This window comes from Frankia sp. CeRuru1 (assembly GCF_977966315.1).
This window is the reverse complement of record NZ_CDWWEW010000170.1, coordinates 1-10,604: the sequence shown is the minus strand read 5'-3', so window position 1 is coordinate 10,604 and position 10,604 is coordinate 1. Positions and strand designations below refer to the sequence as shown.

The 10,604-nt window shown below is 74.0% G+C and carries 9 protein-coding genes and 2 riboswitches; of the genes, 4 read left to right on the top strand and 5 right to left on the bottom strand.

What is annotated here, in order from left to right; translation table 11 throughout:
- On the top strand, positions 1–865 hold an 865-nt coding region (locus AC08OP_RS13680; RefSeq protein WP_476614543.1), incomplete at its 5' end, for a PepSY domain-containing protein.
- A gap of 44 nt (positions 866–909) precedes the next feature.
- On the opposite strand, the gene AC08OP_RS13675 is transcribed toward AC08OP_RS13680, so the two are convergent.
- The 5 genes from AC08OP_RS13675 to AC08OP_RS13655 are packed head-to-tail and all read right to left on the bottom strand — an operon-like array spanning position 910 to position 6,381.
- Positions 910–1,689: an enoyl-CoA hydratase gene (locus tag AC08OP_RS13675; RefSeq protein WP_476614542.1), complete on the bottom strand. Its 780-nt coding sequence runs from the start codon at positions 1,687–1,689 to the stop codon at positions 910–912.
- The gene (mmsB, locus tag AC08OP_RS13670) at positions 1,686–2,627 is read right to left on the bottom strand and encodes a 3-hydroxyisobutyrate dehydrogenase (RefSeq protein ID WP_476614541.1); all 942 of its coding nucleotides are present in this window, start codon (positions 2,625–2,627) and stop codon (positions 1,686–1,688) included. The genes AC08OP_RS13675 and mmsB overlap by 4 nt, the downstream gene beginning before the upstream one ends.
- A complete protein-coding gene (locus tag AC08OP_RS13665) occupies positions 2,624–3,727 on the bottom strand; it encodes an enoyl-CoA hydratase/isomerase family protein (RefSeq protein WP_476614540.1) in 1,104 nt (367 codons plus the stop codon). Before AC08OP_RS13665 ends, mmsB begins: the two co-directional genes overlap by 4 nt.
- A complete protein-coding gene (locus AC08OP_RS13660; RefSeq protein ID WP_476614539.1) occupies positions 3,724–4,866 on the bottom strand; it encodes an acyl-CoA dehydrogenase family protein in 1,143 nt (380 codons plus the stop codon). Before AC08OP_RS13660 ends, AC08OP_RS13665 begins: the two co-directional genes overlap by 4 nt.
- A gap of 9 nt (positions 4,867–4,875) precedes the next feature.
- Entirely contained in the window at positions 4,876–6,381 is a 1,506-nt protein-coding gene (locus AC08OP_RS13655; protein WP_476614538.1) for a CoA-acylating methylmalonate-semialdehyde dehydrogenase, read from the bottom strand.
- Positions 6,382–6,571: 190 nt separating this feature from the next.
- A riboswitch (cobalamin riboswitch) is annotated at positions 6,572–6,758 on the bottom strand.
- Between the two features lie 205 nt (positions 6,759–6,963).
- A riboswitch (cobalamin riboswitch) is annotated at positions 6,964–7,150 on the top strand.
- A 29-nt stretch (positions 7,151–7,179) separates the two neighbouring features.
- Between AC08OP_RS13655 and AC08OP_RS13650 the strand changes: the two genes are divergently transcribed.
- The 3 genes from AC08OP_RS13650 to AC08OP_RS13640 form a co-directional block, all read left to right on the top strand.
- Positions 7,180–8,487, top strand: a complete 1,308-nt coding sequence (locus AC08OP_RS13650; protein WP_476614537.1) for an ABC transporter substrate-binding protein — start codon at positions 7,180–7,182, stop codon at positions 8,485–8,487.
- Positions 8,488–8,489: 2 nt separating this feature from the next.
- Positions 8,490–9,560 (top strand): FecCD family ABC transporter permease, encoded by a 1,071-nt coding sequence (locus AC08OP_RS13645; RefSeq protein WP_476614536.1) that lies wholly within the window; start codon positions 8,490–8,492, stop codon positions 9,558–9,560.
- Between the two features lie 8 nt (positions 9,561–9,568).
- The coding region (locus tag AC08OP_RS13640) for an ABC transporter ATP-binding protein (RefSeq protein WP_476614535.1) at positions 9,569–10,604 on the top strand (1,036 nt) is incomplete at its 3' end.

Genomic DNA, 10,604 nt, shown 5'->3' with positions numbered 1-10,604 from the left:
GGGCGGGGGCCTGCGTCGTGCGTTGCTGCCGGACCTGTCCGCGCGCCGGGGGGTGCGGCGGACCCGGGGCTGGCATGCCGCCACCGGCCTGTGGCTCACCGCCGGTCTGCTCATTCTCTCCGCGACCGGGTTGACCTGGTCGCGCTACGCCGGCGGCCACTTCGGCGAGCTCGTCGACGCGCTGCACGGCCACTCCGCCGAACTGTCCACCGAGGTCGCGCAGGCCCCCGCCGGCTCGGGACACCACCACGACGGTATGGGCGGGAACACCGGTGCCGTCGACCTGGCCGCGATCGACCGGGTCGTCGCGACTGCCCGCGCCGCCGGCCTGGACGGGCCGGTCGAGATCGGTCTGCCCGCCGAGGCGGGCACCGCGTGGACGGTGACCCAGAAGGACAACCAGTGGCCGGTGCGCTTCGACGCGGTCGCGGTCGGCCCCACCGGCCAGAAGATCACCGACCGGGTCGACTACGCCGACTGGCCGGTACCGGCCAAGCTGACCCGCCTGGGGATCAACGCCCACATGGGAACGCTGTTCGGCCTGGCCAACCAGATCCTGCTGGCGGCCCTCGCGATCGGCCTGCTCTGCGTGATCATCTGGGGCTACCGGATGTGGTGGCAGCGCCGGCTTACCCGTGCTGACCAGCCCCGGCCGCTGGGCACGCCCCCGACCCGCGGTGGTTGGCGTCACCTGCCCTGGTGGGCCCTGGCCGCCGGCGTCGCCGTGACCGCCGCCGTTGGCTGGGCGCTGCCGCTGCTCGGCCTCAGCCTCGCCGCCTTCCTCGCCCTCGACCTGGTTGCGGGGCTGCTCGCCCGCACCCGGGCACGCCGACCGCCAGGGATTGAGCCGCGTTCCCACGGATGAGGTCGTCCCGCCTGCGGCGCGGGCGAGGAAGGCTCGGCGGGTGGTCAGGCGTCGCGGAACTTCGGGGCGCGCTTCTCGACGAAGGCCGCCATGCCCTCCTTCTGGTCGGCGGTGGCGAAGGTCGAGTGGAACAGGCGCCGCTCGAACAGGATGCCCTCGGCCAACGGCGTCTCGAAGGCGCGGTTGACCGCCTCCTTGACCATCATGGCCGCGGGCGTGGACATGCCCGCGATCGTCGTGGCCACGGCGATGGCCTCGTCCAGCAGGGTGTCGGCCGGGACGATGCGGGAGACGAGGCCGGCGCGGTCGGCTTCCTGCGCGTCCATCATCCGGCCGGTCAGGCACAGTTCCATCGCCTTGGCCTTGCCGATGGCGCGGGTGAGCCGCTGCGAGCCCCCCATGCCGGGGATCACCCCGAGGGTGATCTCCGGCTGGCCGAAGCGGGCCGTGTCGGCGGCCAGCAGGACGTCGCACATCATCGCCAGCTCGCAGCCGCCGCCCAGGGCGTAGCCCGCGACGGCCGCGACCAGCGGCTTGCGGACCCGGGTGAGCGCGTCCCAGCCGGCGAACCAGTTACGGCCGTAGACGTCGCTGAACGACTGGTCGGCCATCTCCTTGATGTCCGCGCCGGCGGCGAACGCCCGCGCGGAGCCGGTCAGCACGATCGCGCCGACCGAGGCGTCGCCGTCCAGCTCGGCGGCCGCGGCGGTCAGCTCGGTCATCACCTGGCTGTTCAGCGCGTTCAGGGCCTTCGGCCGGTTGAGCGTGATCAGCGCGACGCCGGCGGCGGGGCGGCTGACGACGATGGTCTCGGGGGTGGTCATCGGGTCTCCTCGGCCACGGTCTGGTCGTGGGCGGCGCTGGTGAGGGCGGTGATGACGGCGGAGAAGTCGCGTCCCGGGCCGTCCTGGTCGACGAATGCGGCGTAGATGCTGGCGGCGCGGCGGCCGAGCTCCGCGTCGACCCCGGTCTCGGTGGCGGCGGCGGTGGCGAGGCCGAGGTCCTTGAGCATCAGGCCGGCGGCGAACCCGCCCTGGTAACCGCGGTTTGCCGGGCTCGCCGGCACCGGGCCGGGCACCGGGCAGTTCGAGGTCAGCGCCCAGCACTGCCCGGAGGACACCGACGCGACGTCGAAGAACGCCTGGTCGGTCAGGCCGAGGGCGCGGCCGAGGACGAACGCCTCGCTGACGCCGATCATCGTGATGCCCAGCAGCATGTTGTTGCAGATCTTGGCGGCCTGGCCGGCGCCGGAGCCGCCGCAGTGGATGATCCGCCGGCCCATCGCGGCGAGCACAGAGGAGGCGTCGGTGACCGTCGCCTCGTCGCCGCCGAGCATGAAGGTCAGCGTGGCGGCCTCGGCGCCGGCGACCCCGCCGGACACGGGGCTGTCGCAGGCGCGGTGGCCGGCGGCGAGCGCGGCGGCGGCCGCGGCCCGTGCGTCGGCGACGCCGACCGTCGAGCAGTCGACGAACAGGGTGCCGGAACGGGCCTTCGGCAGGATCGCCGTGTAGCAGTCGAGCAGGTGGCGGCCGGACGGGAGCATGGTGATGACCGTGTCCGCGTCGGCGACGGCGCCCGCCGGGTCGGCCGCGACGGACACCCCGGCCGCGGCGGCCCGGCCCGCCGCGGCCGGCACCGGGTCGTACCCGGCGACCTGGGCGCCGGCCCGGGCCAGGTTGGCCGCCATCGGGCCGCCCATGTTCCCGAGCCCGAGGAAGGCAACCCGCCGCCCCGCCGCGTCGGCGGCGGCCTGGCCGGTCATCGGATCACCCGCCGGCGGGCGCGGGCGAGGCCCCGGGCGAGGTCGAGATCGAGGTCGCCGCCGGCCGGCGTGGTGAAGAACTCGGCGACGAGGGCGTCGTCGACGTCGGCGAGTGTGCTGGGCGCCCAGCGCGGGGAGCGGTCCTTGTCGATGATCTGGGCGCGGATCCCCTCGGCCAAGTCGTGGTGGCGCAGGCAGGCGGCGGAGATCCGGAACTCCTGGACGAGCGCCGCGGCCAGATCCGGGAGGGCTGCGGCGCGGCGCAGCGCGGCGAGGGTGACGGTGAGCGCCGTCGGGGACTTCGCCGCGATCGCGTCGGCAGCGGCGGCGGCCGCCGGGTCGCCGTGCGCGCGCAGCCGCTCGAGGATCGCCTCGACCGTGTCCGCGGCGTAGCAGGAGTCGATCCACTCCTGCGCGGCCGCGAGGGGCCCCGGGCCGGCGGGGACGGCCAGCGTCTCGACCGCCTTCACCGGCGGCGTGCCGGCGGCCAGGAGGCCGACGAGCTCCGGCAGCCTCTCGGCGGGGACGAGATGGTCGGCGAGCCCGCCGGTGATCGCGTCGGCGGCGGACAGGGTGCCGGCGGTGAGCGCGGCGTGGGTGCCCGTCTGGCCGGGCATCCGGGACAGCAGCCAGGTGCCGCCGACGTCGGGCACGAACCCGATGCCGGTCTCCGGCATGCCGATCCTGGAGCGCTCGGTGACGACGCGGACCGAGCCGTGCGCGGAGATCCCGACGCCGCCGCCCATCACCAGGCCGTCCATCAGCACGACGTAGGGCTTCGGGTAGCGGGCGACGAAGGCGTTCAGCCGGTACTCGTCGGCCCAGAAGTCGACGGACCCGGTGCTGCCCGACCGGGCGTCGTGGTAGATCGAGCGGATGTCGCCGCCGGCGCACAGCCCGCGCTCGCCGGCGCCGTCGACGAGCACGCAGGTGATCGAGTCGTCGGTGGCCCAGTCGGCGAGCGCCTCGGTCATCGCGAGCACCATGGCGTGGGTCAGCGCGTTGATGGCCTTGGGCCGGTCGAGGGTGAGCCGGCCGACGGGGCCGTCGACCCGGCGGATCACCTCGTCGGTGCCCTCGGCCAGCGCGCCAGCGGTCATCGGGCGTCCGCCAGCAGCGCGCGGGACACGATCACCCGCATGATCTCGTTGGTGCCCTCGAGGATCTGGTGCACCCGCAGGTCTCGCACGATCTTCTCCAAACCGAACTCGGTGAGGTATCCGTAGCCCCCGTGCAGTTGCAGGGCCTCGTTCGCGACGGTGAAGCCGGCGTCGGTGACGAAGCGCTTGGCCATCGCGCACAGCTGGGTGGCGGCCGGGTCGCCGCGGTCGAGCGCGTCCGCGGCCTGCCAGAGCAGGGCGCGGGACGCGGCCACCTCAGTGCCCATGTCGGCGAGCCGGAACCGCAGCGCCTGCGCGTCGGCCAGCGGCGCCCCGAACGCGTGGCGTTCCCCCAGGTAGCGCACGGTGCGGTCGAGCGCCGACCGGGCGCCGCCCAGCGAGCAGGCGGCGATGTTGAGCCGGCCGCCGTCGAGCGCCCGCATCGCCGCCGGGAAGCCCGCCCCTTCGGGGCCGAGGCGGTTGCCCGCCGGCACCCGGACGCCGTCGAGCATGACCTGGCGGGTGGGCTGTGCCTTCCAGCCCATCTTGCCTTCGTCCGGGCCGAACGACAGGCCGGGGGTGCCGCGCTCGACGACGAACGCTGAGATGCCGGCGGGTCCGCTCGCACCGGTCCGCGCGAACACGACGTAGACGTCGGAGACGCCGGCGCCGGAGATGAACTGCTTGACGCCGTCGAGCAGGTAGTCGTCACCGTCGCGGCTGGCCCGGGTGGTGATCGCCGCCGCGTCCGAGCCGGCCGACGGCTCGGTCAGGCAGTAGCTGCCGAGCCGGGCCATCGCGCACATCTCCGGCAGAACCCGGGCGCGCAGCTCGTCGTCGCCGTACTGGTCGATCAGCCAGGCGACCATGTTGTGGATGGAGATGTACGCGGCGATCGACGGGCAGCCGGCGGCCAGCTCCTCGAAGATGAGGACCACGTCGAGGCGGCCCAGCCCGGAGCCGCCGACGTCCTCGGCGACGCAGATCCCGCCCATGCCGATCTCGCCGGCCCGGCGCAGCACGTCCACCGGGAAATGCTGGGTCTGGTCCCATTTGACGGCGTTCGGCGCGAGGAACTCGTCGGCGAAATCGCCGGCGGTCTCGCGGAGCGCGCGCCGCTCAGGTGACAGCGTCTCCACCGGTCGCCGTCACTTCATCGTGGGGATGACGAAGCTGGCCTGTTCCCGGACCCGGGCGCTGGGCCAGCGGGAGGTGACGGTCTTCGTCTTCGTGTAGAAACGGATCGAGTCCGGCCCGTGCTGGTTCAGGTCGCCGAATCCGGAACGCTTCCAGCCGCCGAACGTGTGGTATGCGATGGGCACCGGGATGGGCACGTTCACGCCGACCATTCCGGTGTTCACCCGGTGGGTGAAGTCCCGGGCGGTGTCCCCATCCCTGGTGAAGATCGCCACGCCGTTGCCGTACTCGTGCTCGTTCGGCAGCCGCAGCGCCTCCTCGTAGTCGGCGGCGCGCACGACCGAGAGCACCGGGCCGAAGATCTCCTCCCGGTAGATCCGCATCGCCGGGGTGACGTGGTCGAACAGCGACGCGCCGAGGTAGAAGCCCTGCTCGTGCTCGGTGCCCGCGAGCGGGTTGCCGCTGCCGTCGACGACCAGGCTCGCGCCCTCCTCGACGCCGGAGCTGAGGTAGTCGCGGACCCGGGCCACGGCCGCGGGGGTGACCAGCGGGCCGATCTCGGTGGCGTCGTCCAGCGCCGGCCCGATCCGCAGCGCCGTGACCCGCGCGGCGAGCCGCTCGACCAGGGCGTCCGCCGTCGCCTCGCCCACCGGGACGGCGACCGAGATCGCCATGCAGCGCTCGCCAGCCGACCCGTAGCCGGCGCCGACCAGGGACTCCACCGCGTGGTCGAGGTCCGCGTCCGGCATGACGACCATGTGGTTCTTCGCCCCGCCGAAGCACTGCGCCCGCTTGCCGTGCGCGGCGGCGGTGGCGTAGACGTACTGGGCGATGTCGGACGACCCGACGAAGCCGACCGCCTCGACCCGGGGGTCCGTCAGCAGCGCGTCCACGGCCTCCTTGTCGCCGTTGACGACGTTGAACACGCCCGGCGGCAGGCCGGCGTCCAGGAACAGCTCCGCCAGCCGCAGCGGCACCGAGGGGTCACGCTCCGACGGCTTGAGCACGAATGCGTTACCGCAGGCCAGCGCCGGTGCCGCCTTCCAGAGCGGGATCATCGCAGGGAAGTTGAACGGGGTGATCCCGGCGACGACCCCGAGGGGCTGGCGCATCGAGTACACGTCGATGCCGGTGCCGGCCGCGTCCGAGTACTCGCCCTTGAGCAGGTGCGGGATGCCGGTGGCGAACTCGACCACCTCCAGGCCGCGCTCGATGTCGCCGTGCGCGTCGGCCACCGTCTTGCCGTGCTCTGCGGCGAGCAGCCGGGCGAGCGAGTCCTGCTCGGCCCGGACCAGTTCGAGGAAGCGCGCCAGCACCCTGGCCCGGCGCTGGGGGTTGAGCCGGGCCCAGCCGGGCTGGGCGTCGGCCGCCGCCGCGACGGCGTCGGCCACCTCTGCGCGCGACGCCAGTGGTACCCGCGCCTGCTCCCGCCCGGTACTCGGGTCGTAGACGGCACCGAAACGACCCGAGGTGCCCGGGACCGGCTTTCCGCCGACGTGATGCGTGAGTTCTCGCATGAGAAATTTCGCCTGACCTTCCGAAAGTGCGCAGCCTGCATCGCCCCGGCGGCCGCGGCGCGCCGGGAGAAGGATGTGAAGAAAGAAGGAGTGCGAAAGCCGCCGGGAATCAGTCGAAATGTCGCCGGGCGGCTCGGAAGGGGGCATGAAAAAGCAGGGCTGACATGCGTTCCGACTCCATCCTCGTGGAAGTACACGGTCGCCCACGGCCGGTATCCTGGCTCCCGGATCGGCGCGGACTCCTGCCTTCCCGGCACGCGGCCAGTGGCATCACGGGAGTCCGGCTCCCCGGTCACAGTGGCGGGACCGCGCCGGATTCACACCGGCTTCCCTGACACCATGGACCTTGGTAGGGGACCATAAAGTAGGACACCATACTATGTCCAGTAGTCGCGGCCCGTGTCGGTGTGACGTCGATCCGTGGCAGCCGTGTCCCCGGGCTCCGCCCGCCCGGCCGCCGGAGCGGGGGCTGGCCCGAGGCGGGAAGGACCGCCGGCGGCTCGGGCCGGTCCTGACCGCCGGTGTGCTCGTCGTCGCGGCGATGGCCGATCTGTGCCTCTTGCCCGGTTGGGCTCCGGTCGCGTAGCGTGGCGTTGCCGTGGTGTTCGGGAAGCCGGTGTGATGCCGGCGCGGCCCTCGCCACTGTGATCGGGAAGTCTCGGGTCTGGTCCGCGGTGCGGCGGAAGTCACTGGGCGTGTTCGCCTGGGAAGGCTGACCTGGAGGCGTCGACCCGTCAGCCAGGAGACCGGCCACGGCATCGAGTGACCCATCCACGAGGTGCTGGAGAGGCGGTCCGCGTGAGCGTGCCTGCTTGTGCTGAGTCTGATCCCGCGCTTTCGGCAGCCGCTGCCGACGCGCCCGCGCGGCCGTCGCGACGCCGCCGGCCCGGCCGGCCGCGTCGCCGGACCGCCGTCGCTGCGGTGCTGGCCGGCGTGCTGGCGATGGTCTCGCTGGCGGCCTGCGGGGACGACGACGGTGACGAGGCCGGTGGCTCCGCAGCCCTCGACGCGCGCGGGTGCGTGACGTCGTTCAACGCCGAGACCGACTACTTCCCGGTGAAGTCGACGTTCGAGGCGGCCAAGAACGTCACGCTGACCTACCACAACAGCTACCAGGTACTCACGGTCAAGGAGCCGTACCCGGACGGCAAGCCGGAGTCGTACGTGCTGGTGCGCTGCGGCGCGCCGGCACCGGAGCTGACCGGAGACCTCGCCGCCGCCCCGCAGATCGAGGTGCCGATCACCAGCCTCTACTCCGGGTCGACGACCCACCTACCGCTGCTGGTCGACCTGGACGCGGTCGACGTCCTCACCGGGGTCTCCAGCGCCAGCCTGGTCTCCAGCCCTGAGGTGCGCGAGCAGATCGACGCCGGCAAGGTCGTCGAGTACGCCCCGAACTACCAGATCGACGTGGAGAAGGTGGTCAGCGCCGCCCCCGACGTCCTGATGACCGACGGGACGGACTCGCCCGAGTACGCGACGATCCGCAAGGCGGGCGTGACGGTCGTCGCCAACGCCGAATGGCTGGAGGGCGACCCGCTCGGCCGGGCCGAGTGGATCAAGGTGATGGCGGCGCTCACCGGCGACGAGGAGCAGGCCGCCAAGGTCTTCGGCCAGATCCAGACCGACTACTCCGCCATCGCGGACAAGGCGACCGCCGCCGGGGTCACCCCGGTGAAGGTGCTGCCCGGCTCGATGTACGAGGGCACCTGGTACATGCCGTCCGGCGGCAGCTACGTCGGCAAGCTGCTGTCGGACGCGGGCGCGACCTACCCGTGGGAGGACGAGACCGACACCGGCAGCCTGGAACTCAGCTTCGAGGCGGTGTTCGCCGACGGCGGCGACGCGCCGGTCTGGCTGGCCGACGGCGAGTGGGACACGGTCGGCGACGCGGTCGCCGAGGACCCCCGCTACGGCACCCTCGCCGCGGCGCAGCCCGGCGGCCAGGTCTGGACGAACACCCTGGCCATCGGGCCCGGCGGCGGCAACGACTACTGGGAGCGCGGCGTGACCCGGCCCGACCTGGTGCTCGCCGACCTGGTCGCGATCCTGCACCCCGAGCTCGTGCCCGGCCACACGTTCGTCTTCTACAAGAAGCTGAGCTGACCGTGCCGTCCGCGCCGCCGGCGTCCGCGCGCCGGCGCCTCCGGCGCGCGCTGGGGCTCGGCGGGCTCGCGGCCGGCGTCGCCGCGCTGTTCGCCCTCGCCCTCGCGATCGGCTCGGTGCACGTCCCGCTGCCCGAGGTGCTGCGGGTGCTGACCGGGGCGGATCCGCACGACCCCCGGTGGGCCGTGGTGATCGAGCAGGTGCGGCTGCCGCGCGCGGTGACGGCGGCCCTGGCCGGCGCCGCGCTCGCCGTCGCCGGCCTGCAGATGCAGACCCTGTTCCGCAACCCGCTGGCCGACCCGTACTCGCTCGGCGTGAGCGCGGGCGCGAGCCTGGGCGTCGCGATCGTCGTCGCCGGCGTCGGCGGCACCGGCGGGGCGTTCGCCGCCGGCGCGCTCGGCGCCGGGCGCCTCGGGGTGGTGGCGGCGGCCGCCGGCGGCGCGGCGGTCGTGCTCGCCGCGGTGCTCACCCTGGCCCGCTGGGTCCGTTCCGTCGTCACCCTCCTGGTGATCGGCGTGGTGCTCAGCTCGGCGGTCAGCTCGATCGTGTCGCTGCTGCTGGCCTGGACCGCGCCGCAGCGCGCGATCCAGTTCTTCACCTGGCAGCTCGGCAGCTTCTCCGGCACCTCCACCGACGACCTGGCCGTGTTCGTCCCGGTGGCGGCGGCCGGGATCGCGGTCGGGCTGGCGAGCGCCAAGCCCCTGAACGCCCTGCTGCTCGGCGAGAGCTACGCCAGCACGATGGGCGTGCGCGTCCGCCGGGTCCGCACCGCCGTCCTGGCCAGCTCCTCGCTGCTCGCCGGGGCGGTGACCGCGTACTGCGGCCCGGTGGCGTTCCTCGGGATCGCCGTGCCGCACATCGCGCGCCGGCTGCTCGCCACCTCCGACCACCGGGTGCTGCTGCCCGGCGTCGCACTGACCGGGGCGCTCGTCGCGCTGGCCTGCTCCATCGTCGCCCAGCTGCCCGGCACCGACCTGCTCCTGCCGATCAACGTCGTGACGTCGCTGGTCGGCGCGCCGGTCGTCATCGCCGTGCTGCTGCGCGCGCGCTCCTCGGTGGCGGGCGTGGCGTGACGGCCGACATGGCGGGAGAGAGGGCGGGTGACCCGGCGGGCCGCGCGGCGGCCGGCGCGGCCGCGGTGAGCGCCGGCCTGCAGGCCGGCGGCGGTCTCGAGCTGCGCGCGCTCACCGTCGGATACCGTCTCGGGCGGACGGCGCGGCTGGCCCGCCGCGAACGCCCGATCCTCACCGAGGTGGTGGCGGCCGCGCGGCGCGGCGAGCTGACCGTGTTCCTCGGCCCGAACGGCGCCGGCAAGTCGACGCTGCTGCGCACCCTGGCCGGCCTCCAGCCGCCGCTCGCCGGCGCGGCCCTGCTCGACGGCGTGGACCTGCGTTCGCTGACGTCGGCGGAGCGGGCCCGGCGGGTCGCTGCCGTGCTCACCGACCGGATCGACCTCGCAATGATCACGGCACGTGACCTGGTAGCGCTCGGCCGGCATCCGCACACGGGCGTGACCGGCGCGCTGGGCGCCCATGACCAGGAAGTCGTCACCTGGGCGCTGGACGCGGTGGCCGCCGGGCACCTGGCCAACCGGGAGGCCGACGAGCTGTCCGACGGCGAGCGCCAGCGGGTCCTGGTCGCCCGCGCGCTCGCGCAGGAGCCGAGCCTGCTGCTGCTCGACGAGCCGTCCGCCTTCCTCGACGCCCCGTCCCGGGTGGCGCTGACGGCCCTGCTGCGCCGGCTCGCCCGGGAGCGCGACCTCGCCGTCGTCGTGTCCACGCACGAGCTGGAGCTCGCGCTGCGCGTCGCGGACGCGGTCTGGCTGGTCGACCGGGAACGCGCGGTGCACACCGGTTCCCCCGAGCACCTCGTCCTCACTGGCCGGATCGCCGCGACCTTCGACAGCGACGAGCTACGCTTCGAGCCGGTCACGGCGACCTTCCGGCCGAGCCCGCCGGCGGTCGGCACGGCCCGCATCCCGCGTGCACCCGCACCACCGGTTGCCGGCCGCAGCCTGGAGACGGCGGGGGGCACACGGGGCGAAGCCACCGCCGAGGAACCGGTGGCAGGGACGGCCGCCGCGGCGGGCCACCGGCCGTGGGGCGCCCCCGCGGCGG

Bases quoted from the DNA above. Each gene is read 5' to 3' on its own strand.
- AC08OP_RS13675 (WP_476614542.1), bottom strand. From the start codon at position 1,689: ATGACCACCCCCGAGACCATCGTCGTCAGCCGCCCCGCCGCCGGCGTC.
- mmsB (WP_476614541.1), bottom strand. From the start codon at position 2,627: ATGACCGGCCAGGCCGCCGCCGACGCGGCGGGGCGGCGGGTTGCCTTC.
- AC08OP_RS13665 (WP_476614540.1), bottom strand. From the start codon at position 3,727: ATGACCGCTGGCGCGCTGGCCGAGGGCACCGACGAGGTGATCCGCCGG.
- AC08OP_RS13655 (WP_476614538.1), bottom strand. From the start codon at position 6,381: ATGCGAGAACTCACGCATCACGTCGGCGGAAAGCCGGTCCCGGGCACC.